General features: G+C 35.8%; 25 protein-coding genes. 9 read left to right on the top strand and 16 right to left on the bottom strand.

Translation table 11 applies throughout. From position 1 onward, the window contains the following. The first annotated feature begins 180 nt into the window (after positions 1-180). Positions 181-1,269 carry an aromatic acid exporter family protein gene (locus B5P42_RS17965; RefSeq protein WP_002063696.1) on the top strand — a complete coding sequence of 363 codons (1,089 nt, stop codon included), beginning with the start codon at positions 181-183 and terminating at the stop codon, positions 1,267-1,269. Positions 1,270-1,282: 13 nt separating this feature from the next. Here the strand turns inward: B5P42_RS17965 and B5P42_RS17970 are convergent, their stop codons facing one another. The 4 genes from B5P42_RS17970 to B5P42_RS17985 form a co-directional block, all read right to left on the bottom strand. Next, positions 1,283-3,043 carry an ABC transporter ATP-binding protein gene (locus B5P42_RS17970; RefSeq protein WP_002091119.1) on the bottom strand — a complete coding sequence of 587 codons (1,761 nt, stop codon included), beginning with the start codon at positions 3,041-3,043 and terminating at the stop codon, positions 1,283-1,285. Between the two features lie 54 nt (positions 3,044-3,097). Further along, positions 3,098-3,628, bottom strand: coding sequence for a nucleoside tri-diphosphate phosphatase (ntdP, locus tag B5P42_RS17975; RefSeq protein ID WP_000506630.1), 531 nt, complete (start codon positions 3,626-3,628; stop codon positions 3,098-3,100). 319 nt (positions 3,629-3,947) lie between these two features. Next, entirely contained in the window at positions 3,948-4,202 is a 255-nt protein-coding gene (locus tag B5P42_RS17980; protein ID WP_002010338.1) for a YgaB family protein, read from the bottom strand. A gap of 188 nt (positions 4,203-4,390) precedes the next feature. Next, the gene (locus tag B5P42_RS17985; protein ID WP_002125062.1) at positions 4,391-4,672 is read right to left on the bottom strand and encodes a gamma-type small acid-soluble spore protein; all 282 of its coding nucleotides are present in this window, start codon (positions 4,670-4,672) and stop codon (positions 4,391-4,393) included. Between the two features lie 125 nt (positions 4,673-4,797). Here B5P42_RS17985 and B5P42_RS32050 point away from each other — a divergent pair, with 125 nt between their 5' ends. Then, entirely contained in the window at positions 4,798-4,974 is a 177-nt protein-coding gene (locus tag B5P42_RS32050) for a hypothetical protein (RefSeq protein ID WP_002091123.1), read from the top strand. 239 nt (positions 4,975-5,213) lie between these two features. On the opposite strand, the gene mutY is transcribed toward B5P42_RS32050, so the two are convergent. Next, entirely contained in the window at positions 5,214-6,311 is a 1,098-nt protein-coding gene (gene mutY / locus B5P42_RS17990; RefSeq protein WP_002091125.1) for an A/G-specific adenine glycosylase, read from the bottom strand. A 149-nt stretch (positions 6,312-6,460) separates the two neighbouring features. Here mutY and B5P42_RS17995 point away from each other — a divergent pair, with 149 nt between their 5' ends. Continuing rightward, a complete protein-coding gene (locus B5P42_RS17995; RefSeq protein WP_113734830.1) occupies positions 6,461-7,441 on the top strand; it encodes a metal-dependent hydrolase in 981 nt (326 codons plus the stop codon). Positions 7,442-7,465: 24 nt separating this feature from the next. On the opposite strand, the gene B5P42_RS18000 is transcribed toward B5P42_RS17995, so the two are convergent. Beyond that, positions 7,466-7,732, bottom strand: coding sequence for a YfhJ family protein (locus B5P42_RS18000; RefSeq protein WP_002010328.1), 267 nt, complete (start codon positions 7,730-7,732; stop codon positions 7,466-7,468). Between the two features lie 122 nt (positions 7,733-7,854). Here B5P42_RS18000 and B5P42_RS18005 point away from each other — a divergent pair, with 122 nt between their 5' ends. Next, on the top strand, positions 7,855-8,013 hold the full coding sequence (locus B5P42_RS18005) for a small, acid-soluble spore protein K (protein WP_002010326.1): 159 nt from the start codon (positions 7,855-7,857) through the stop codon (positions 8,011-8,013). 32 nt (positions 8,014-8,045) lie between these two features. After that, positions 8,046-8,198, top strand: a complete 153-nt coding sequence (locus B5P42_RS18010) for a YpzG family protein (protein ID WP_002010325.1) — start codon at positions 8,046-8,048, stop codon at positions 8,196-8,198. A 62-nt stretch (positions 8,199-8,260) separates the two neighbouring features. On the opposite strand, the gene B5P42_RS18015 is transcribed toward B5P42_RS18010, so the two are convergent. Together B5P42_RS18015 and recX are read right to left on the bottom strand one after the other, a co-directional pair. Next, a complete protein-coding gene (locus B5P42_RS18015; RefSeq protein ID WP_002010323.1) occupies positions 8,261-8,578 on the bottom strand; it encodes a YfhH family protein in 318 nt (105 codons plus the stop codon). Positions 8,579-8,587: 9 nt separating this feature from the next. Continuing rightward, a complete protein-coding gene (recX, locus tag B5P42_RS18020; RefSeq protein WP_002125056.1) occupies positions 8,588-9,400 on the bottom strand; it encodes a recombination regulator RecX in 813 nt (270 codons plus the stop codon). A gap of 81 nt (positions 9,401-9,481) precedes the next feature. On the opposite strand from recX, the gene B5P42_RS18025 reads away from it, so the two are divergent. The 4 genes from B5P42_RS18025 (at position 9,482) to B5P42_RS18040 (ending at position 12,693) form a co-directional block, all read left to right on the top strand. Beyond that, positions 9,482-10,387 carry a TIGR01777 family oxidoreductase gene (locus B5P42_RS18025; RefSeq protein ID WP_220089393.1) on the top strand — a complete coding sequence of 302 codons (906 nt, stop codon included), beginning with the start codon at positions 9,482-9,484 and terminating at the stop codon, positions 10,385-10,387. 147 nt (positions 10,388-10,534) lie between these two features. Continuing rightward, positions 10,535-11,665, top strand: coding sequence for an amidohydrolase (locus tag B5P42_RS18030; RefSeq protein WP_002010318.1), 1,131 nt, complete (start codon positions 10,535-10,537; stop codon positions 11,663-11,665). Positions 11,666-11,905: 240 nt separating this feature from the next. Then, positions 11,906-12,463 (top strand): GNAT family N-acetyltransferase, encoded by a 558-nt coding sequence (locus tag B5P42_RS18035; RefSeq protein ID WP_002091129.1) that lies wholly within the window; start codon positions 11,906-11,908, stop codon positions 12,461-12,463. Positions 12,464-12,573: 110 nt separating this feature from the next. Then, on the top strand, positions 12,574-12,693 hold the full coding sequence (locus tag B5P42_RS18040; protein WP_000358484.1) for a YfhE family protein: 120 nt from the start codon (positions 12,574-12,576) through the stop codon (positions 12,691-12,693). Between the two features lie 450 nt (positions 12,694-13,143). Here B5P42_RS18040 and B5P42_RS18045 read toward each other — a convergent pair whose 3' ends face one another. The 8 genes from B5P42_RS18045 to B5P42_RS18080 all read right to left on the bottom strand — a co-directional run bounded on the left by B5P42_RS18045 (position 13,144) and on the right by B5P42_RS18080 (position 23,395). Beyond that, the gene (locus tag B5P42_RS18045; RefSeq protein WP_002139554.1) at positions 13,144-14,310 is read right to left on the bottom strand and encodes a diglucosyl diacylglycerol synthase; all 1,167 of its coding nucleotides are present in this window, start codon (positions 14,308-14,310) and stop codon (positions 13,144-13,146) included. Positions 14,311-14,721: 411 nt separating this feature from the next. Continuing rightward, positions 14,722-15,453 (bottom strand): pyruvate formate-lyase-activating protein, encoded by a 732-nt coding sequence (gene pflA / locus B5P42_RS18050; RefSeq protein WP_113734832.1) that lies wholly within the window; start codon positions 15,451-15,453, stop codon positions 14,722-14,724. Between the two features lie 69 nt (positions 15,454-15,522). Beyond that, positions 15,523-17,772, bottom strand: a complete 2,250-nt coding sequence (gene pflB, locus B5P42_RS18055; RefSeq protein WP_113734833.1) for a formate C-acetyltransferase — start codon at positions 17,770-17,772, stop codon at positions 15,523-15,525. A 152-nt stretch (positions 17,773-17,924) separates the two neighbouring features. Beyond that, complete coding sequence (locus tag B5P42_RS18060; RefSeq protein ID WP_002125049.1) at positions 17,925-18,143, bottom strand: hypothetical protein; 219 nt, start codon at positions 18,141-18,143, stop codon at positions 17,925-17,927. Beyond that, the gene (locus B5P42_RS18065; protein ID WP_044444342.1) at positions 18,115-19,659 is read right to left on the bottom strand and encodes a glycosyltransferase family 2 protein; all 1,545 of its coding nucleotides are present in this window, start codon (positions 19,657-19,659) and stop codon (positions 18,115-18,117) included. Before B5P42_RS18065 ends, B5P42_RS18060 begins: the two co-directional genes overlap by 29 nt. Further along, positions 19,652-20,617, bottom strand: coding sequence for an NAD-dependent epimerase/dehydratase family protein (locus B5P42_RS18070; RefSeq protein WP_002140285.1), 966 nt, complete (start codon positions 20,615-20,617; stop codon positions 19,652-19,654). The genes B5P42_RS18065 and B5P42_RS18070 overlap by 8 nt, the downstream gene beginning before the upstream one ends. Then, positions 20,614-21,858, bottom strand: coding sequence for a nucleotide sugar dehydrogenase (locus B5P42_RS18075; RefSeq protein WP_113734834.1), 1,245 nt, complete (start codon positions 21,856-21,858; stop codon positions 20,614-20,616). The genes B5P42_RS18070 and B5P42_RS18075 overlap by 4 nt, the downstream gene beginning before the upstream one ends. Next, the gene (locus B5P42_RS18080) at positions 21,848-23,395 is read right to left on the bottom strand and encodes a glycosyltransferase family 2 protein (protein WP_113734835.1); all 1,548 of its coding nucleotides are present in this window, start codon (positions 23,393-23,395) and stop codon (positions 21,848-21,850) included. Before B5P42_RS18080 ends, B5P42_RS18075 begins: the two co-directional genes overlap by 11 nt.

The raw sequence follows: 23,395 nt of genomic DNA on the forward strand, positions 1-23,395 counted from the left end.
GCAGGTTTTTTTATTAAAGAATAGATGTTTAAAGAGAATTTGGAGAAATTATAAATTGATTGTAATTTATTTATTAAACTTTTTAACGTCACTAAAATATCACTTGCTAACATATTGTAATGAATGTATAGTATCATGTTGTACATTCATTATGACAAGAGAAAGGATATCAATAAGGGTATGAAACTTGGTGCTCGCATTTTAAAAACGGGTATTGCCATTACATTAGCTTTATTTGCTTGTATTTTACTTCAATTACCGAGTCCTGTATTTGCGGGAATCTCAGCTATCTTTGCTGTTCAACCGTCTGTATACCGCTCGTATTTAACTGCTCTTGAGCAAATTCAAGCAAACGTAATTGGTGCTGTATTCGCTATCGTATTTGCTACTGCTTTTGGACATAATCCTTTTATTATTGGATTAACGTGTATATTAGTAATTGCTCTTACTTTACAATTACGCTTAGAAAAAACAATATCACTCGCTTTAGTAACAGTTATCGCCATTATGGAGTATCAAGGCGAAGATTTCTTTAATTTTGCCTTACTTCGATTCGCGACGATTATGATTGGAATTATTGCGGCTTCGCTTGTAAATTTAGTATTTATGCCGCCAAAATATGAAACAAAACTTTACCATCGCATCGTTGATAATACAGAGGAAATTGTTAAATGGATTCGTATGAACAGTAGGCAAGCTTCTGATTTTACAACGCTAAAAACCGATATCGATCGCATGAAAGAAAAAATGATTAAACTAAATCATTACTATTTGCTGTATAAAGAAGAAAGAAGCTATACGAAAAAAATACAATTCGCGAAAATTCGTAAGCTCGTTTTATTCAGACAAATGTTAGCGACAACAAGCCGCGCTTTAAGCACGTTAAAATCATTACATCGCACCGAAAATGAACTGCGCTATATGCCAGAAGAGTTTCAGGAATCTATTCAAAACGAACTTGATTCATTAACGCATTATCACGAACAAGTGTTATTAAAATTTATTGGTAAAGCAAAGAAACAACAATCCGTTGAGATGCTTGATGAAGTTGAAACCGGTAAACAAGAATTGATTGATATCTTTATGGATTATCAAAATAAAGACGATGAGGAAGCATATAAAATATGGTTACACCTCTTCCCTCTTATTTCTTCAATTATTAACTACAGTGAGGAAGTAGAGCATTTAGATTTACTTGTGGATAGCTTCTACACATACCATAAACCAGAAAGCGAACTCCAAATCGAAGATAAAAAAGAAGACGAATAAAAAACAGCTCCTTTTACGCTAAAGGAGCTGTTTCTGTTATATGCTGAAGTTGATATAGATTGTAATAAAACCCCCTCTTTTTCATTAACTCTTCATGAGAACCCTTTTCTTTTATTTCACCATCTTCAACATAAATAATTGTATCAACATGCGTAATCGTCGCTAATCGATGTGCAATAATAATTGTTGTCCGATCTGCAGCTAACGTTTGCAGTGCCTCTTGAATATATCGTTCATTTTCTAAATCTAAAGCGGAAGTTGCTTCATCTAATATAAGTAAAGACGGATTCTTTAGAAAAACCCGTGCGATTGCTACACGCTGTCTTTGTCCACCAGATAATTTCACACCACGTTCCCCAACGACAGTATCATAGCCCTCTGGCAACTCTGTAATAAAATTATGAATTTGTGCAGCTTTGGCAGCTGAAATCACTTCCGCCTCTGTAGCTTTCGGATTGCCATATAAAATATTAGCCCCGATTGTATCGCTAAATAATAAATTATCTTGTAGCACAATTCCAATATGACTACGTAAATTTCTCATATTATACTTTCTTACATCTATCCCGTCTATATAAACTGCACCTTCAGAAACATCGTAAAAACGCGGAATTAAACTAGCAAGAGATGACTTTCCTCCTCCACTTGCCCCTACAAGCGCAACCTTCTCTCCCGGGCGCATAGTTAATGACAGATTATGCAATATTTCTTTTTCATCCGCATTATAACGAAAAGAAACATTATCAAATATAACTTCCCCATCTAGCCTTTTCGTTTGCACCGCATTTGGCACATTAACAATATCGTATTTTTCATCCAACAATTCAAACACTCGATCCATCGAGGCGAAAGACTGTGTTAATGTTGTAGATGAATTAACAAGGCGACGAAGCGGACTATATAAACTATCCATATATCCAACAAAAGCAACCATCGTACCCAGTGTTAACGACCCTTGAATTACCTCATATGCCGCAAAACCAATAACAAGTAACGGCCCTAAATCCGTTAACGTATTCACTACCGAAAACGTTCTCGCCGTCCAACTCGTATGAGTTAGTGCTTTCGTTAAAAATTCATTATTTCTCTTTTCAAACTGTCCTCTTTCATACTCTTCTAATGCAAAACTACGTGTCACTTGCATCCCTTGAATACGTTCATGTAAATACCCTTGCATAGTTGCTAACGCTTGCGAGCGCTCTTTCGTCAATTTTCGAAGGCGCCCGAAAAAATATTTCACTGCAACTACATAAATAGGTAAGATTAATAAAGCAACAAAGGTTAATTTTATATTCATAGAAAACATAACGATAATGGCAATAACAATTGTTGCAGTATCTAACCAGACATTCATAAGACCAGTAATTACAAAGTCCTTCGTTTGTTCTACATCATGTATTACACGTGAAATAAGCTCCCCTGTTTTTGTGTTCGAATAATAACGTAAGCTCAATTTTTGCAAGTGCCCAAAAATGTATTTTCGTAAATCGTATAGTATTGTATTGGCAATGCGCTGCGCGAAATATTGACGATAATATTCTATCGGCGGTCTTACTACTGCAAAAATAAAAAAAGCAATCCCAATTGCGGTTATTAATTGAGACGTTTTTTCTTGAAGCGATCCCGTACCTTGAATAACATCATCAATAATATACTTTAATAACCATGGCATAATAAGCGGGATACCGAACTTCACAAGACCAATAATAATTGTAATAGCAATAAGCCATCGATATGGTTTAACAAATTGTAAATATCTTTTTATACCTTGCACATAATCCCCCCTCTAATAGGACAAACCTGCCGGGAAATTCCCTGCAGGTTTGTTTTAATTTCTGTACATTAAATATCTTTCGTACCACATATCTACGAAATCCGGTGCGAATGGACCTTTTCTTTGATGAATCCACTGTGTTAAATGTGCTACATTTCGTTTTAAAATTGTATCAATAACAGGTGGATACTGCATAATTTGACTATGCTTTTCATACTCATCTTCATCCAAAAGTGTATATGTCATATCTGGATACACTTTAATGTCTAAGTCGTAATCAATATACTTTAATGCTTCAGAGTCATATGCAAAAGGAGAACTTAAATTACAATAATAATATACTCCTTCTTCTCTCAGCATTCCAATTACATTAAACCAATAATTAGCATGGAAGTAACAAATCGCAGGTTCGCGAGTAACCCATGTTCGACCATCTGATTCCGTAACTACTGTACGATCATTTGCTCCGATCACAAGGCTCTGCGTCCCTTTTAAAATTGTTGTCTCTTCCCACATTCTATGAATGGAGCCATTATGTTTATAACTATGTATTTGTACCTTTTCTCCTTCTTTGGGAAATCCCATATATGCTCCCTTCTTTCAACCGCAAATGCTTTTCTTAAGTTGTCTTAACTACCCCTTGAACTGCATTCACTTTTTTTCTATTATAACTTTTTTGTCAAAATTTTAAAACTAAAGCGATAGGACACTTGTTTTCATGAGGAATATAATAAAGTTTGTATTATTGAATACCACATCACTAACCCTTTTAACGAAGGAACATTTCCTATGAATTAGCAATACGTATTTTAGAAGATTAAACGAAGATATAACAAAAAGAAAAGCCCCCTCACCTCTGTTTAAGAAAGGACTTTTCACCTAAAATCAACAACATATCTCACCCTTAATTTGAAATTATTTTTTCGGTTTCAAAAGATTGAATCACATTATTCGTTTGCTGTTCAAATTTTTCATGCAAAAGTTTTAATGCTATTTCTGTTCTGTATATTTCTTGACGGATAAAATGCAATTCTTTTTTATCGCACGTATCCCTTCCACTCATTTCAATTTGCTGATACTTCTCTAAATGTGATTGTAACTTTAAAAGCTCATCCATCGTTTCCAACTGCTCTCCTACCAACTTATCAAAATCGTTCATCACTTACCCCCTTTTTGATTCATTCGCCATTTATAATTCCTATTACATATTTTCTAATCGTGAACTTCTTTCTCCTTTGACTATATTTGTTGACTTATTAGAAGTTATGTCGTTTCCTTTATTTTCATTACAGTGACACGCACACAAAGAAAACACTTCTCTCGAATTGGAGAAGTGTTTTTCTTTCATTACTCGTTTGAACTAGAAGATTGTGATTGTTTTGCAGCTGATTGTGCATTTTGTTTTTTCACTGCATGCACATCTGTTTCAGTTGCAAACTCTGTACCATAACTAGCATTTGCACTTTGAGCAGCAGAAGCTTGTGCTTTCTGTGCCTCTGATTGTGCGTTCGCTTGTTTTACTGCTTGTACATTCGTTTCAGTTGCAAACTCTGTACCATAGCTAGCATTTGTACTTTGAATGCTAGCACCAGAAGTTGCCTTATTATAACCTTGTTGTTTTTTACTCATCTTTCTCACCTCCACAATCAATAATGTAACCAATTCACTTAGAAGTTATCCCTAATTTTCTTTTTAAAAATTCACGTATATATCTCTTATCACTCATTCAAACTACATATGATGGAGGTGGGAATATGTATACTGGACGTGATATGACTGAGCTAACTATGATTTCCAAAAATGAATGGAAAGAGGATGAATTAGCTTATTTTCATCATTCATTTCAGCAAATTATGCCTTATCTAAATGTAGAGGGACAAACGATTTATAAAGAAGTTGTTAAAGAAATCGAGTCACGGGGCGGATTATAAACGCGTGGATTTTCAACCTCAAAATACAAATTTATTTTCAATATAAAAAAACGTGTTCCAAAGTTCTGGAACACGTTTTTATTATTTATCCCGCTATTTGCCGGGCAGTAAGACCCCACCTCAAAATGCAGCGAAAGCAAAGAAGTTAGGTTGGGGTCGGGCTGCCCATAAAAGCCCGATTGGTGAGGGCTAATAATCAGTGGGGGATGAAGAAAACCCCCACTGATTAAAGTTTCACTTTACTGCATTGTAATTTTCTCAACACACTTTTCGTAAATTGTACGATGTGATTTCGAGAAAGGTAACTGTTCAAACGCTTCTTTCGATACAAACTTTAATGTATCCGTTTCGACAATATTACCTGTTACTTTTCCGTAAAATATGAAGATATCCCAAGTACGATGTGTAAAAGTATGTTGTACATTCATCGCGTATTCATCAATAGAAACAGAGAGATCAAAGCTCTCCTTCATATAATCCGTAAGCTGTTGTTTTTGATTACGAATACCTTCACTTAGTTCAATATTCGGGAACTCCCACATATTAGCCAGTAATCCCGTACTTGGGCGTTTATTAATTACGTAACGGCCATCTTCAGTTTGAAGTACTCCCGCAACGAGCGGTACCATTGTAGGTGCTTTCGCTTTACTCTTCACTGGTAGTTCTTTTTGAACACCTTCAGCATACCCTCTGCAATGTTCACGTACAGGACAAAGTAAACAAGATGGATTTTTCGGTATACAAATTAATGCCCCTAATTCCATCAAACCTTGGTTAAAATAAGATGGATTTTCTATAGAAATAATTTCACGCACAATCTCTTCAAAAACTTTTCTCGTTTTCGGTTTTGCAATATCATCCCACACTGATAAAATACGAGATAATACGCGCATAACATTTCCATCAACCGCTGGCTCTGGTATGCCATATGCAATACTTAAAATGGCACCTTTTGTATATGGTCCCACTCCTTTTAATTTTTCAATTTTCTTTACATCGCTCGGTACTGTCCCGCCGTATACTTCCTTTACCTCTTTTACTGCAGCATGTAAATTTCGTGCTCTAGAATAATAACCTAAGCCTTCCCATGCTTTTAATACTTCTTCATCATCGGCAGTTGCTAGCGCTTCAAGCGTAGGAAACTTCCCCATAAAATTTGCGTAATATGGTTTTACAGCCTCTACCCTTGTTTGCTGTAACATAATTTCTGAAACCCAAACACGGTATGGATCTTTATTTTTTCGCCACGGTAAATCACGTTGTTCTTTTTCAAACCAACCAATTAAATCATTTTGAAACTGTTCTATGTTAAACTCATTTAATATTTCAAGTGTCAAACTTGATCCCCCTCATTTTTTTGCATATACGTACTATTATAAAGATTTTAGGAAAAAATTTAAGTAAGATGACATAGGAAATAGAAGGCAAAGGACTTGAGGTATCGAATAAAAAGAGTTACATTAATAAAAAACGGAGGTGGATTTCTATGGACACAGCCACTCACCTTGTTATGGGCGTTACTCTAGGCAGTTTGGCAACATTAGATCCAGCTATAGCACAAAGTGATATTGGGCCACAAGCAGTAATGCTTGCAACAATTGCCGGTTCCAATATTCCTGACATCGATACAGTTTTAAAATTGCGTAATAACGCTAAATATATAAGAAATCATCGCGGGATTACTCATTCCATCCCTGCAGTGATCCTTTGGTCACTCCTTATAAGTGGCATCTCTTTCGCCTTCTTTTCAGACGCTCCCTATCTGCATCTACTACTTTGGTCATTTATTGCCGTCTTTCTTCATGTCTTTGTGGATATTTTCAATGCCTATGGTACACAGGCATTAAGGCCCTTCACAAAAAAATGGGTAGCGCTCGGCATAATTAATACGTTTGATACTGTCATTTTCTTTATCCATATACTTGCTATCGCCTGTATGCTTGTCGGAGCACATAAAGGCTATACTGCTTTAGCAGCGTATATATTAATGTTTGTTTACTATATCGGCCGCATTATGATGCATCGAAATATTAAAAGTGTAGTATACAAACGTTTCAAAAATGTAGAGAAAGTAATTATTTCTCCTTCTTACAAATTTTATCATTATCATTTAGCCGTCGTTACAACTGAACATTACTACGTAGCAAGATGGCACCGCGGTAACATCCTTGTATACGATAGATTTAATCGCGTACCGTTCCCGAATACCGCCATTATGCAAGCCGCTGTGCGAGATGAAAATATATCTGCTTTCTTATCTTTCTCGCCTGTATATCGCTGGGATATTTTCGATTATGATAACTATTATGAAGTTCGATTTATTGATTTGCGGTATCGAAGTAAAGATTATTATCCATTCGTCGCAATCGTTCAGCTCGATCAAAATTTAAATATTATTAGTTCATATACAGGATGGATTTTCAGCGAAGAGAAACTTCGAAAGAAACTGGAATTGCTTCCACATTAAAAAAAGCGACCTACGTCGCTTTTTTTAATGTTTCAAATGATCTTCTTGATTGATTAAATGACTATACTTCGGATTATTTGTACGCATTTCATGAAGGCGCCCTCCATGATTATTAACCCATGTTCGTACCACTTGTTCAGTCATTTCCTCACCTTGGTAACGACCTGATTTAGCATAAGTTGTTCGGAAGTCTTCCCACAGTAATTCAACCCATGCACGAGCTTGTGCGTAAGAAAGGTTGTCATTTTTATCTAATAATTCTTTCGTTAATGTTTCATAAATATCATTCATGTTCTATTCTCCTTTTACCTATTTATTCCCTTAATTTCTAAAGGATAGTTTCTTCTATTTTGCACATTCTATAAGTGATACTTCTTAAAGGGGTATCGACTGATAATGAGGGGGCGTTCTTAATGGGTAGACAAGCCGAATTTTGGTCTGAGTCAAAAAACAACAGCAAAATCGACGGTCAACCGAAAGCGAAATCACGCTTCGCTTCGAAACGACCTAACGGCACAATTAACACGCACCCACAAGAGCGTATGCGTGCTGCAAATCAGCAGGAAGAGTAGTACAAATTAAATTCCTACACGAGGTGATAAAGATGAGCTACCGTGACCATTTAGATCGTCGTTCTGAATTATTTAACCATACGTGGACTCGTCCAAAACATGCGAAAGCGCAAGTTAACGGACAGACGCAACAAACCCAGTCTCTCATTATACTGGCAAACGAATGTAAAAAACGCCAATTTTAGAATCTCCTATCTCCTTTAACGCCTACCAAAGATGAAAACCAGAGAGATTCGCTCTCTGGTTTTTATTTTTCTTGTAGCAAGGAAATTGGTATTCCAATCTCTTCATTATCATGTTGCTTATATCCCCAAGCAAATACCCCATTGAAATACGTAATTTTAAATACCACACCAGGTTCTTCTACTAATTCATATGTCTCACCAATATGGAATTTATTTATATCTATCATATAAGCACGAGCCATAGCCATTTTTCTCATTAATACATCGAATTCATTTACAATTCCAAGTTGCTCAGCCTTTACTGCTTGCTCCTTCAAAACCCCAATTTCTTCCCTTAGCTCATGTGGTGTCATTTCACTGTAGCGTTTTGGCGTACCCATCTTATTTCCTCATCCCTCTTCACGTTTCATTTGTAAAAATATATCTATCTCATCAATAGAGAATCCTTTTCGATATAACGCTTGCTTCACCTTATTTTCGAATGTCCAACCATCATACTTCTTATATTTCTCATAATATTTATTCCCATGATAGTGTAACGCTTCTTCTTGCTGTTCGTCATCTTTTTCGTCTTTCAATTCTTCCAAGCAAATTTGAATCACATCTCTAGAATATCCTTTACGAACAAGCATTTCATCTAACTTTAGCTTCATTTGTAAAAATGAATGCTTTTGATAAGATTTTTTCTTCTTTTCTATAAGAAACAAAGCATTCTCCATTTGCTTCTCCTTTGGATACTCTTGTAAACTATGTGTAATGATTAAATCCTGAACACCTTTACTTAATAGCCCTCTCCTAATAACAGTTGGACCTTTTTGATTCACATTACTTTGCGTTCGCACGTATGAAATAGCGTACTCTTTATCATTAATGTATCGATCATGTAATAATTTCGAAACGACTTCAGAGATGATGGCCTGTCCCACTTCTTTTTTTCGTAAGAAATCTTCTATTTCTTGTTTTGTTCTCATTTGATAGGATAAATAGGAAATCGCTTGTAAATATGCTTTTTGTACCTCTTCATTGTACAAAATATTCCCTAACGCTACTTCATCAATTTCTAAGCCTTTTTGTAACCCATGTTTCATTAAGATTGATTGATTCACACTAAACCCGTACTCTTCGCCCTGACCTTTATCAATATAAATATTAAATCGTTCTTTCGATCGTTTTTGCACTTCTATTTTTGTAATGACAGTCATACTCTCACCTCTCTATTATTTTAACATAGTCAAGGAACGTTTTTTCTTTTCAAGAATATATATAATGAGGAGGAAATGATTGTGAAAATCGCAATTTCTGGTGGCTCTGGCTTTATAGGCAAATCCCTTTCTAGTTTTTTTATTCAAAAGGGATTTACTGTTTACATTCTTACTCGAAAAAAAATTACTGAAACTTCACACACTAACCTTCAATACGTACAGTGGACACCGGATTTACAGACCTTCCCTCTCTCCTCTATCGATGTAGTTATTAATCTAGCTGGAGAATCTATTAATAGTAGATGGACAAAAAAACAAAAAGAATCAATTTTAAACAGTAGAATTCAAACAACAAAAGGACTCATTAAACAATTACAAACACTTGAAACAAAGCCACACACATTTATTAATGCAAGTGCCGTTGGATACTATGGGACATCTGAAACCGAATCTTTTACAGAACAGCAAGAGACTCCAGGAGATGACTTTTTAGCAAACACAGTATATTTGTGGGAGCAAGAAGCATCTAAAGCCCGCTCCATTGGAATAAGAACTGTCTACACAAGATTTGGAGTCGTATTGGGCGCAGATGGAGGAGCTCTTCCAAAAATGCTACTTCCCTATCAATTATATATCGGCGGTACACTTGGATCTGGAAACCAATGGTTATCATGGATTCATATAGACGATGTCGTTCGCATGATTGATTTCATCATTCACAAAAAAGAAATTGACGGACCTTTTAATATTACAGCGCCAACGCCAATACGGATGAAAGAGTTCGGTGAAATTATTGCCACTATAACTAGGCGACCTCATTGGCTACCTGTTCCTTCATTTGTACTTCGCGCTTTACTCGGTGAGATGAGTATACTTGTATTAGAAGGGCAACATGTATTACCCAATAAAGCTATTAAACATGGATATCAATACACATTTCCAACAGTTAACCATGCATTACAAAATATCCTCTTGCATACAATGTAGTACTTTTAAAATACAGTTTTACGGGTAGTCTATCTCCTCCAAGACTTCTTACTTTTTAAACACCGGAGCATTACTACACGAAAAACCTTTCAGTTACTTTGTCTAAACCTATTCTACACATTACAAGGTGACGGAAATGAGGTCTCTATGAAAATATTGCTCAAACAAGCCATTGTATATCCTATTACATCCCAAAAGTTTCAAGGAGATGTACTCGTTATAGGAGAACGCATTGCTGCGGTCAAACCTCATATTGATACTACTCAGGATATGACCGTTATAGATGCACGAGCTCTTCATCTCTTGCCTGGATTTATTGATGTTCATACTCACCTTGGCCTCTACGATGAAGGTACTGGTTGGGCTGGTAATGATGCAAATGAAACATCCGAAGTTTCAACACCACATATCCGTTCTTTAGACGGGATTCATCCTTTTGATATTGCATTTCAAGACGCTGTACAAAATGGTGTTACGACTGTTCACGTGATGCCCGGAAGCCAAAACATTATCGGCGGTACTACTTGTGTAATAAAAACTGCTGGAACTTGTATTGATCATATGATTATTCAGGAACCTGCTGGTTTAAAAATTGCCTTTGGAGAAAACCCTAAAAAGTTCCATAGCAACGGCACAAAAGAATCAATAACACGTATGGGAATTATGGGGTTACTTCGTGAATCATTCTATGACGCACAACACTACGGGCATGAAGCTGATTTTCGAATGCTACCTATTTTAAAAGCACTCCGCCGAGAAATACCGGTACGTATCCACGCTCACCGCGCAGATGATATCACTTCAGCTTTACGCTTTGCGACAGAATTCAATCTTGATTTACGTATTGAACATTGTACAGAAGGACACTTTATTGTTGAAGAGCTTTCGAAACACAATTTAAAAGTTTCAGTTGGACCTACTCTTACGCGACGTTCGAAAATTGAATTAAAAAACAAAACGTGGGATACTTATCATATTTTATCGAAAAATGGAGTAGAAGTTTCTATTACAACCGACCACCCTTATACACCAATTCAATATTTAAATGTTTGCGCTGCCATTGCAGTAAGAGAAGGATTAGATGAGAAAACAGCGTTGGAAGGAATCACTATTTTCCCAGCTCGAAATTTACGTTTGGAGGATAGAATTGGAAGCATTGATGTTGGAAAAGATGCTGACCTCGTGTTATGGACACATCATCCTTTCCATTATTTAGCCAAGCCTGTACTCACTATGATTGACGGAAAAATAATTTACAAAAAAAATAAAAAAAACTAGTTTATTTTTTTGACTAGATACAGTATTATACGATTATAAACTGAATGAAACCATAATCAATTTGTGTCGTGATTATCATTTTCAAATTGATGAATGGGGAAGGCAAATGGTGCGCCACCAGCGTTAGAAACTGGTTCTAGTGGGTTCGATTCCCACCCCGAAATTTTTTAAAGATTGATATAAAAATTTCGAGGGTGGGTGCTTTTTCGTCATGCTACCCTCGTGTGAGGAGGAGTTAGTGTGTTGAAAAAACGCGACTTACACGACAGCCACGTTCTATACGAATTAATGGTGGATCCTGCTGTCTTCCCTTTTGTGCGTCAAAAGGCCTATTCTTATGAAGAATATTTATTTTTAACGAAACAAACAATCGAAGCCGAAGAGCGTGGAGAATTAATCTCACGCACAATTTTAGATGAATGGGGTAACCCCATCGGCACAATTACTTTATTTGATGTGCAAGAAAAAGCTGGATTCCTCGGAACTTGGCTTGGCAAACCATATCATGGTAAAGGATATAATAAATTGGCGAAAGATTCATTTTTTAGCGAACTTTTCTATGAATTAGATATTGAAACGATTTTTATGCGTATTCGTAAAATAAATATTCGGTCTATTAAAGCTGCCGAAAAACTACAATATGTAAATCTAGCAAACGAAACAAGAAAAGCCGTTTATGATGAAATTAACGCGCATGAAGAAGTATATAATTTATATGAAATTCCAAAAGATCAGTATACACTTGCAACAATGCGAGATACAACATTCCAAGAAGCACACCAATTAAAAGAAGCGTAATCTAAAAATTCAGAAATAATAATTAATCATTACTAGTTTGACATATATGTATATCACCCCATGTCTTTGGAAACGATAGATAGTGACTTTAGGACACGAGGTGATTTGTAATGGATAAAAAGAAACGTGATAAAGCAAAAAACACATTATCTAGTACACAAGAAGTTCTCTATCAGCGAGAATTTCGAAAAGCAGATCGTGCAGCGGGCTATCGCTCAAAAAGTATTTAAAGTGAAACTGAATAATTAGAAGGTTTCCCCCCTAATTATTCAGTTTCATTACATAAGATTTTCCAATGAATTAGCAAAAAAGGTTCCTTATTTATAAGGAACCTTTTTTGTGGACAACCTTATCCACAAAAACCGTAGAATTGTGCATAAATTACAAAAGTATTTTACGAATTCATTTATTTAAATGAATTCTAAACGTGAGAATTGTGGATAATTTTCTAAAAATTGTGGATTATGTGGATATAGCTGTTAATATTCCGATTTTACTGTCTAATGAAAGCGTAATCCCTTGTGGATAAAGTGAAACTTTAATCAGTGAGAGTTTTGTTTATCCCCACTGATTATTAGCCCTCACCAATCGGGCTTTTGCGGGATAAGTTAATAATTCACGTTTATTTTTTTTACAACAATAAAAAAACCCTCTTTAAATGCTTAAAAGAGGGTTTCATATTAAGTAAAAGATTCGGCAAGAACTGGTGATTTAATAGGTATATGATTCGGCTCTGCATGATTTTCTGCCAAAATTGTATCCACAATATGACCAGCTGGCTCAGGACGATAAATACTTTTCATTGCTTCTTTCATCTGAAGAAGCTTCATATCATCTTGTAATAACGCCTCTGTTTTTGCAAAAACTTCACTATCATCACGAATTACAACTGCAGCCCCTTTTTTTTCAAAATACAACGCATTTTCATTCTCTTGTCCTGGGACAGGTTTATATAAAATGACAGGTACTTGTAATGCTGCTGCTTCGCTTAATGTAATACCACCTGGCTTCGTAATCATACAAGAAGTAACACGGAACAATTCATCAATGTTTTCAACATAACCAAATACTTTTAAAGCATCAGAACTTTGTTCCTGTAGTTCCATTAAATCCTGCTTTAAAGCTTCGTTTTTCCCACAAACGACAACTACTTGTAAGTTTGGTACTGACATAAATGACTGGCATAGCTCTTTTACACTCCCTAGCACACCATGAGCACCTGCTACAATTAGTAACATCTTTTTATCCTTACATAACTGATATTTATTATATATAATTGCTGGATTTATCTTTAGCTCAAAACTGCTACGAATCGGAATCCCTGTTTCAACAATTTGTTCTGCAGGTACACCGATATCAACCATCACTTTTTTCACATGATCGGTTGCTACAAAATAACGATCTACTTCTCGATGGATCCATATTTTATGCACGCAAAAATCCGTTAATACGTTATAAACAGGAATAGAAATACCTATTTGCTTTTTCAATTCTGGTACAGCGATGATGGGAAAGGTATTAATAACAATATCCGGTTTCTCCACCTGTAATAGCGTCTTCAAACGCTTTCTCCCAAAATTCGCATACCAAGATGCTATTTTTTTATCATAAATTTTCTCTACACCATAATAAAACAAACGATATAATTCTTTTCCTACCGTATAGCTTTTTAAATATAAATATTTTGTAATATCGGTTATAACTGGATGTGATTCTCCAAACAAGTCGCATACAATTACATCTTCGATTCCTTTTTGGCGAAATGTTTGTTCTAATGTTTTTGCCACTTGCACATGACCGTTACCGTAATGTGCAGTTAATATTAAAACCTTGGGGTTTTTTATCAAACAAATCCACTCCTAGCTTTTTGTTTCTCCATATTGCATATACGACAATAGGAAAAACATTTTCCTTAAAAACTACATACTCGGATTCTAATACTTTCCTGTTAGCTATGTATCTGTCGTGGATATGCAAAGCATATAAGATTGACCCCTTAATCCTATCTGTGCTCATATCTTTACATTATACTTTCCTATAAGAGCTTTCGCAATAACTTACAAATGTTCTATATTCCATAATACTCACTCTTTTACTTCTTAATTCTTTTTACTATTTTGATTTCCCTTTACAATTATGTAAATTTCTCCGCTTATTCTTTACAAAAATATGGATATTCCCTTTTCAGTATACTCTTTTCTAAATATATACTCTAGATTTTATTATGAAGAAACAAAAAGCCTAACCAAATGTTTAGGTTAGACTGCTTGTAAAATATGTTTTGCATGTTCAACATTTTCTTCTGTCGGTGGATTCACATCCGCAAGTGGATACTTATGTCCAAGTGCCTCCCATTTATAAACACCGAGCTTATGATATGGCAGCACTTCCACTTTCTTAACATTAGATAGACTTTGAATAAAGTTTGATAATTTTTGCAAATCCTCTTCACCATCGGTAACACCGGGAACCAATACATGTCTTACCCAAATTGGTTTCTTTCTATCCGATAAATAACGAGCAAATTGTAAAATGTGTTCATTTGGTTTCCCTGTTAATTTACGATGTTTCTTTGAATCAATATGCTTCAAATCCAATAAAACTAAATCTGTATACTTCATTAAAATATCTAGCTTATTTTGGAATTCTGGTTCTTCAGAATAACAACCGCCAGAAGAATCGATTGTTGTATGGATACCAGCTTCTTTGCACTTTTTAAACAACTCAATTAAGAAGTCTAGCTGTAATAGTGGCTCTCCACCGCTAACTGTTATACCGCCTCCAGAAGCTTCAATAAATGGAAGGTAACATGTCACATCCTGCATCACTTCTTCAACTGTTATTTCTTTACCTTTACCGATTTCCCATGTATCAGCATTATGACAATATTGACAACGTAATAAACACCCTTGTGTAAATATGACATAACGAATCCCTGGGCCATCAACAGTACCACAAGACTCTACAGAATGTATTCTTCCTTTTACCATGTTACTTCCTCCTTTATTGAAACAGCCTCCCTCCGCTATATATTAAAAGCGGAGGGACACTTTTTTCACTTACATGCTTTCATGCATTGTACGGTTTATTACATCAATTTGTTGTTCACGAGTTAATTTAATAAAGTTAACCGCGTAACCAGATACACGAATTGTTAATTGTGGATATTTTTCAGGGTGCTCCATTGCATCCATTAATGTTTCACGGTTAAATACGTTAATATTTAAGTGGTGTCCTTCTTTTATTGCATATCCATCAAGCATAGATACTAAGTTGCGCACTTGTACATCATCTTCTTTACCAAGTGCTTTTGGAATAATAGAGAATGTATTTGAAATACCATCTTGTGCATCTTCATATGGTAATTTAGCTACAGATAATAATGACGCTAATGCACCTTTTGTATCACGGCCATGCATTGGGTTTGCCCCCGGTGCAAATGGTTCTCCAGTACGACGTCCATCTGGAGTGTTACCAGTTTTCTTACCGTATACAACGTTAGATGTGATTGTTAAGATTGACATTGTATGAACAGAATTACGGTATGTTTTATGTTTGCGAATCTTGTTCATAAATGTTTTCACAAGATTTACTGCGATTTCATCTACACGATCATCATTGTTACCGTATTTAGGGAAATCTCCCTCAATTTCGAAATCAACTGCAATACCATTTTCATCACGAATTGGTTTTACTTGTGCATATTTAATTGCACTTAAAGAGTCTGCTACTACAGATAATCCAGCGATACCTGTTGCCATTGTACGAAGAACATTTGTATCGTGAAGTGCCATTTCAATACGTTCATAGCTATATTTATCGTGCATATAGTGAATTACATTTAATGTATTTAAGTATAGACCAGCTAACCATTCCATTGTCATATCGAATTTACGCATAACTTCTTCATAATCTAATACTTCAGAAGTAATTGGTGCGTATTCAGGACCAACTTGTGCTTTTGACTTTTCATCTTTACCACCGTTAACCGCATATAGTAATGCTTTCGCTAAGTTTGCACGTGCTCCGAAGAACTGCATTTGTTTACCAATTCTCATTGCTGATACACAACAAGCAATACCGTAGTCATCACCGTAGTCAGCACGCATAATGTCATCATTTTCGTATTGAATTGCTGATGTTTTAATAGACATTTTTGCACAGTATTTTTTAAAGTTCTCTGGTAATTGTTTAGACCAAAGAACTGTTAAGTTTGGTTCTGGTGCTGGTCCTAAATTATCTAATGTATGCAAGAAACGGAATGAGTTTTTTGTTACTAACGGACGACCGTCTAACGCCATACCACCGATAGATTCAGTTACCCAAGTTGGATCTCCAGAGAATAGTTCATTATAATCAGGTGTTCTTGCAAATTTCACAAGACGTAATTTCATAATGAAATGGTCAACAATTTCTTGTGCTTTTTCTTCTGTTAAAGTACCATTTGCTAAATCTCTTTCAATGTAAACATCTAAGAATGTAGAGGTACGTCCAAGGCTCATTGCTGCCCCGTTTTGCTCTTTAATTGCTGCAAGATAAGCAAAGTATAACCATTGGAAGGCCTCTTGTGCATTTGTAGCTGGCTTAGAAATATCGAATCCATGAGAAGCAGCCATCTGTTTTAACTCTTGAAGTGCACGCATTTGCTCAGATAATTCTTCACGTAAACGCATTGTATCTTCGCTCATTACACCGCCAGTTAAATTATAATCAGCTTTTTTCGCTTCAATTAAATGATCTATACCATATAGCGCTACGCGGCGATAGTCACCGATAATACGTCCACGTCCATACGCATCTGGAAGACCAGTAATAACACCTGATTTACGAGCCGCTTTCATTTCTGGTGTGTATGCATCAAATACACCTTGATTATGAGTTTTACGCCAGTCTCTGAAAATCTTGCTAAGTTCTTTATCCATTTCATATCCATACGCTTCACAAGCTTGTTCTGCCATACGAATACCACCATATGGTTGTAAAGAACGTTTAAATGGTTTATCAGTTTGGAAACCGACCAATTTTTCAATATCTTTATTTAAATATCCTGGTTCATGTGATGTAATAGAAGAAACAATTTTTGTATCCATATCAAGAACGCCACCGTTTTCACGTTCCTTTGTTGTTAAATCCATTACTTGATCCCAAAGTTGTTTCGTTGCTTCAGTTGCTTCCGCTAAGAAAGAGTCTTCTCCCTCGTAAACGTTTACATTATTTAAAATGAAATCGCGAACATCAATCTCTGCTTTCCATTTTTCACCTTTAAAGTTTTCCCACGCGCTTTTTACATTTTCTAATACTTGAGTCATCCTAATCTCCTCCATTTTTGATTAGTACAGGACTACGATTTTTTATATAACAGCTTACACACTTAGAATACTACTTTTTTTCGGAAGTGGACGAAATAGTTGTGACATGTTTGTGAAATGTTGAGCAAACTACTACATACATAGTGTTAACCTCATATAAAACTCTTTAGAATTAACCCTTTCTTTAATTGTATTTTTTTGGTATTCTTATATACGAGTCCTATTTTGTAATATAAGAACGATACCCATTGTAGAGCTGTAATACTCTTATCTCCTAATCTGTTATAGTTTTTATAACAGAGCAAAAAAGTGTACATACGTTGTACACTTTTTTTGTTACCACTATAAAACATCTCTTTTTCTATTTCCATCGTAAAATCCACCACGACTGTTTGTTAATGCAATTAATTGCTCTAATCCTTCTATATGATCACCAATAATTCGAAGGACAGCTGGAGGATGACCTATTTTTGCGAAATGTTCACTGGGACGAATACGGTTTATCTTATCAACATCGACACGACTTACACAAGCGATTTCAAAACCTGAAAGTACAGCTTTCACTTGTGCTACACAAGGTGACAATAATGATTTATACCCTATTTCCTTCAAACAAGTACGACTAAACGCATTAGGTACAGCAATAAGAGAGCCTACTCCTAAATCTTTTCTATCACAAGCTAAATTTAATGCATATTTAAATGCTGTTACAAGATGAAGTGGTACTCTCAAATCTAAATAATGATTTAAATCATTTAATGCGACATCCGTTCCATCTGCAATAGCTTTTGCAAAGGGATATAGCTCACTAGCTGGAATAACAAAATCACCGTCTATAAATAAAACAATTTCTCCTTTTGCAAAATAAGTTCCAAGCGAACGCCCCACATCGTTTCCTAGTGCTTCTTTATACACAATTGTTGTTGCTCCCTTGTCTTTTGCAATTGTTGCCGTTTTATCGGACGAACCATTTACAACAACGATGATTTCAAAAGGTTCAATTTTGCGAAGCTCTTCTATAACGTTTCCGATTGTTTTCTCTTCATTTTGCACAGGAATAATTACCGATAATTGCTCTCCTTTATACAAATTAGATGTAACGCCCCATCCTTGATAAAAATCTTCAAAATTTAGAGTATGATAGACACTCTCTCTTTTCCTATTTCCATCATAATATCCTCCGCGCCCATCGCTGCCTAATATCCGCTCTGCTACAGCTTCTATATGATCACCTATCATTCGTTTTTCAGATTGAGAAAGATCCGTGCCATATGCAGCATGCTCGAATGGACGAAATTTATTTGGCGTAATAACGTCAATTGCACAATGACGACTAATTCTCCATTTACTTTGTGCTAGGCGTAGATGAGCCACAATAGGATTAACAAAACATTCGTCTCCAATACTTTGCACAACTTCCTTCGTCAGCGCATGAGGTACAGATAATAAAGAATCAATTTTTAATTCTTCACGCTCTAACATTGCATTTAATATTTGGCGCCATACTGTCACGGAGTGCGGTTTTTGTTTCTTTAAAAATAATGCGTCCAAATTATTTAAAACGATGTCCGCCTGATCATGTAAAATCGGATTAAGGAATAATTGTAATTTTGAAGTTTGAATAGCAAAATCTCCATCTACAAACAGTAATACATCACCTATCGCATGTTTTGCACCAACTGCGCGTCCAACGTCGTTACCAAGTGACTCTTTATGCTGGATTACTGTACATCCTAAGCTCTCAGCAATCGCTTCTGTACCATCATTACAACCATTTGCTACTACAATAATCTCAACTGGATTCAATGGTTTTACCGATTGAACCACATCTGAAATCGTATCCACTTCATTACATACGGGAATAATAACTGATAACGACTTAGCCATTGTTTTCTTCACGAAACCATTTAATAGTTTCTTTCAATCCTTGTTCCCACGTTACTTTCGCTTGAAACTGAACGAGTTCTCTTAATTTCGTTACGTCTGGTCTTCTATTTGGAATCTCTTCAAATCCATGTGGATATACTTCTTCAAATGGAACGTGCACAATTTTGGAAATAGACTTCGTTAATTTTTTTATATCTTCCGCTACTACCCTTATATTTTTTTCATTCTCAGAACCTATATTAATAATTTCACCATTTACCTTCTCATCCATTGCACGAATTGTTGCCTCGACCGCATCACTTACATACGTAAAGCAGCGTGTCTGCTTTCCATCTCCATACACGAGAATATCGTCACCTTGCAAAGCCGCACGAATAAATCGTGGAATTACTCCTGCGTACGGACCATCTTTCGCTCTTGGACCATAAATATTAAAATAACGAACAATCGTTACAGGTAAACCTTCTAATGCGTACCCTAAACATAATGTTTCCTCTAACGTTTTACAAATTGCATAACTCCAACGTATTTTGGAAGTTGCACCGTATAAACGATCTCCTTCTTCAGAGAATGGCGGCTCTCCCTTTCCATATACTTCAGAAGTAGATGCAAATACTACTTTCTTCTTCCCTTTTAACGCTGCTTGTAAAATATTTCTCGTTCCATCGAAATTTGTTTCAATAAGCTCTACACTTTTTTCCATTGTAGTTTTGACTCCCAAAATTGCAGCTAAATGAAACACCACATCATGTTGATTCACTAATTCATAAATTGAATTTTTATCTAAAACGCTTATTGGAATAACCCGGAGCTCTTTCATTAACTCATTATGATATTTATTTTTTCCTTTATAGAAGTTATCCACAATAGTAACTTCATAACCTCTTTTCACCAACTCTTCAGCTAAATGCGAACCAATAAATCCTGCTCCACCTGTAATTAAACATTTTTCACTCATACACTCACCTTCTTTACGATTCCACGTGTATCTATTAATCGCTCAATCCCTTTAAAAAGGTTCCAATCGATACTAGAGTGATCCGTTACAATTAAAATACAATCTGCTTGTTTAATTCTTTGTTCATCTAATGGAACAGATTGATATAGTGTATCTCCAATTTTCGCTGTAGAAATATACGGATCATGATATTCTATCTTGTATCCTTCTTTTATTAATAATTGAATAATTGGCAACGCCGGTGATTCTCTCAAATCATTTACATCTTTCTTATATGCAATCCCTACTATTAAAACCGTTGCGGGTGATTGCACCACACCTTTTACTTTCCCGATTATTTTCGCTGGCATTTCTTCATTAATTACATGTGCTGCCTCAATTAATTGACTAATTGCTCCAGCCTTTCTTATTCTCCATTGAAAATATAAAGGATCTACCGGAATACAGTGTCCTCCTATTCCTGGTCCTGGCCAATACGGAGTAAATCCAAACGGTTTTGTAGATGCCGCTTCAAGCACCTCATAAAAATTAATATTCAAACTTTCACAAAGTATATTTAACTCATTTACTAATGAAATATTAACTAAGCGCTGAATATTTTCAAATAACTTACACATCTCGGCCACTTTCGGAGAGCTAACTGGAACGACTACATCAAATATAGTGCTATACAAATCCTGTACTTTTTGTTTACACTGCTCGGTTTGTCCACTAATAACTTTTGGAATTGTTTCAACTGAATACTGGCTATTCGCTGGATCAATTCGCTCTGGAGAATACCCAATATAATACTCTTCTCCTACCTTTTTACCTGTTTGAGAAATAATCGGAATGATAACTTCCTCCAGTGTACCTGGATATGTGGAGCTTTCAAAAATGAAGGTTTGTCCTTCTTGAAGGTGTTGTTGTATATAATGGGAGGCTGAAACGAGTGCACTTAAATCTGGTTCTTTCTGCTCATTAATTGGGGTTGGCACGGTCACAATGACATAATCGCTATGCTTAAAATCCGCAACACCTTTATCTGGTGTATTCACTATTAATTTTCTCTCGTTCAATAAATTTTGTAATACATTAGAAGAAACATCAGGAATATAACTTTCTCCTTTAATTATTGATTCTATCTTCCTAGTATCTTTATCTAATCCAAGTACAGCATGTCCTCTTTCTGCAAAAAGGACCGCTAAAGGAAGGCCAACATATCCTAATCCAATAATGGTTATTTTACTACTAGCATTCATCTATATTCTCTTCTTCCCTTCTCAATTGTAGTATTATATCTCTATCCCTTTCTCCGTCTGTAAAACTCCCGCGCCCATTTGTATGTTGTAATAAATAAGCAATCGCCTCAAGCTGATCTCCGAAAATACGATCAAATGCAGGAATTCTTCCATTTACAAACCCATGTTGCTCTGGACGTACTCGATTTGTTTTTATAACATCTACAAATTCCACTGCTGTAATAGAGCATTCTTCTAAAATAGCTTTCATTTGAGCTAATGGTGGAATGATAAGGGAATCATATCCAATTTTCTCTATTACCTTTTTATGCATAGCATGTGGCACTGCCGTTAATGAGTTGTTCCATAAATCTGGTCGTTTCGCTACCAAATTCACGAAATATTTCCCCATACTAATTGGATCTGCCGGGTGAAACATATCTAACAAACATTGCAAATCATTTAACGCCACATCATTTCCGTCTTCAATAGCATGCAAAAATGGAATTAGCTTTTTTGCCGGAATAGCAAAATCACCATCAACAAATAAACAAATATCTCCCGTAGCATGCATAGCCCCTATCGCTCGTGCTACATTATGTCCAAGTGCCTTCGCGAATTCAACTACAATAACATTCTCTAGCTTTGCTTGTTTAATTGTCTCGGTATCTGCTCCATTCGCAACAACTATAATTTCATCTACACCTGCCTTTTTCACTTCCTGTATGACAGATCTTATAGTCATTTTTTCTTCTGATACGGGTATAATAGCACTGTATTTCGCTTTTTCCTTTTGTAATAAAACTGGTTTATACTTCCCTATAAACTCTCTATCCCTGTTTCCCTCCGAAAAACCGCCACGTTTACCATATGTTTCGATTACGTATTGCAAAGCACACAAATGATCACCCATAATACGACTAGTCGCCTTCGGATAAGGAGAACCAGGTGATGTACCCGTATGCACAGGACGAACCTTATTCGTGTGAATTACATCGACCGAAGCCATATCGGCAATATCTACTCCTCTAGACATCGCCATCGCTTGAAATAGTGCTGGATCTGCTAAATTCCACCACCCAAGATTCTCAATAACATCCCGATTCATCGCATGTGGAATTGCGATTAAAGAACCAACAACAAGCTCTTTTTTATTCAAATAACGATTCAACATGAATTTTCCAACTGTCGTATAGTGTGGTCTCATCTTTAAATAAACAGACCATGTTAAATTATTCACAACAATTTGATGCCCTTGCTGAACTCCTTTCACGAAACGTTGTAGCTCTTTACTCTCAATAACGATGTCACCATCTAAAAACAATACAATTTCACCTTTTGCTTCTCTAGCTCCAATTGCCCTTCCTACATCATTACCAAGAGAATGTTTATAATAAATTACATGGCAACTATGCTGTAATGCGACTTCATTCGTTCCATCTGTCGATCCATTATCTACTACAATAATTTCATACGGCTTCAGCTTCTCCACTTCTACTAAAACTTGTGATAAAGTACTTGCTTCATTATGCGCTGGAATAACAACTGATATTCTCAT

It is taken from the genome of Bacillus sp. SRB_331, from assembly GCF_003264175.1.
Lineage (GTDB): Bacteria > Bacillota > Bacilli > Bacillales > Bacillaceae_G > Bacillus_A > Bacillus_A mycoides.

Excerpts from the sequence above, each read along its gene's own strand:
- B5P42_RS17965 (WP_002063696.1), top strand. The coding sequence starts at position 181 with ATGAAACTTGGTGCTCGCATTTTAAAAACGGGTATTGCCATTACATTA.
- ntdP (WP_000506630.1), bottom strand. The coding sequence starts at position 3,628 with ATGGGATTTCCCAAAGAAGGAGAAAAGGTACAAATACATAGTTATAAA.
- B5P42_RS17980 (WP_002010338.1), bottom strand. The coding sequence starts at position 4,202 with ATGAACGATTTTGATAAGTTGGTAGGAGAGCAGTTGGAAACGATGGAT.
- B5P42_RS17985 (WP_002125062.1), bottom strand. The coding sequence starts at position 4,672 with ATGAGTAAAAAACAACAAGGTTATAATAAGGCAACTTCTGGTGCTAGC.
- B5P42_RS32050 (WP_002091123.1), top strand. The coding sequence starts at position 4,798 with ATGTATACTGGACGTGATATGACTGAGCTAACTATGATTTCCAAAAAT.
- B5P42_RS17995 (WP_113734830.1), top strand. The coding sequence starts at position 6,461 with ATGGACACAGCCACTCACCTTGTTATGGGCGTTACTCTAGGCAGTTTG.
- B5P42_RS18000 (WP_002010328.1), bottom strand. The coding sequence starts at position 7,732 with ATGAATGATATTTATGAAACATTAACGAAAGAATTATTAGATAAAAAT.
- B5P42_RS18005 (WP_002010326.1), top strand. The coding sequence starts at position 7,855 with ATGGGTAGACAAGCCGAATTTTGGTCTGAGTCAAAAAACAACAGCAAA.
- B5P42_RS18010 (WP_002010325.1), top strand. The coding sequence starts at position 8,046 with ATGAGCTACCGTGACCATTTAGATCGTCGTTCTGAATTATTTAACCAT.
- B5P42_RS18015 (WP_002010323.1), bottom strand. The coding sequence starts at position 8,578 with ATGGGTACGCCAAAACGCTACAGTGAAATGACACCACATGAGCTAAGG.
- recX (WP_002125056.1), bottom strand. The coding sequence starts at position 9,400 with ATGACTGTCATTACAAAAATAGAAGTGCAAAAACGATCGAAAGAACGA.
- B5P42_RS18030 (WP_002010318.1), top strand. The coding sequence starts at position 10,535 with ATGAAAATATTGCTCAAACAAGCCATTGTATATCCTATTACATCCCAA.
- B5P42_RS18040 (WP_000358484.1), top strand. The coding sequence starts at position 12,574 with ATGGATAAAAAGAAACGTGATAAAGCAAAAAACACATTATCTAGTACA.
- pflA (WP_113734832.1), bottom strand. The coding sequence starts at position 15,453 with ATGGTAAAAGGAAGAATACATTCTGTAGAGTCTTGTGGTACTGTTGAT.
- pflB (WP_113734833.1), bottom strand. The coding sequence starts at position 17,772 with ATGACTCAAGTATTAGAAAATGTAAAAAGCGCGTGGGAAAACTTTAAA.
- B5P42_RS18060 (WP_002125049.1), bottom strand. The coding sequence starts at position 18,143 with ATGGAAATAGAAAAAGAGATGTTTTATAGTGGTAACAAAAAAAGTGTA.
- B5P42_RS18065 (WP_044444342.1), bottom strand. The coding sequence starts at position 19,659 with ATGGCTAAGTCGTTATCAGTTATTATTCCCGTATGTAATGAAGTGGAT.
- B5P42_RS18070 (WP_002140285.1), bottom strand. The coding sequence starts at position 20,617 with ATGAGTGAAAAATGTTTAATTACAGGTGGAGCAGGATTTATTGGTTCG.
- B5P42_RS18075 (WP_113734834.1), bottom strand. The coding sequence starts at position 21,858 with ATGAATGCTAGTAGTAAAATAACCATTATTGGATTAGGATATGTTGGC.
- B5P42_RS18080 (WP_113734835.1), bottom strand. The coding sequence starts at position 23,395 with ATGAGAATATCAGTTGTTATTCCAGCGCATAATGAAGCAAGTACTTTA.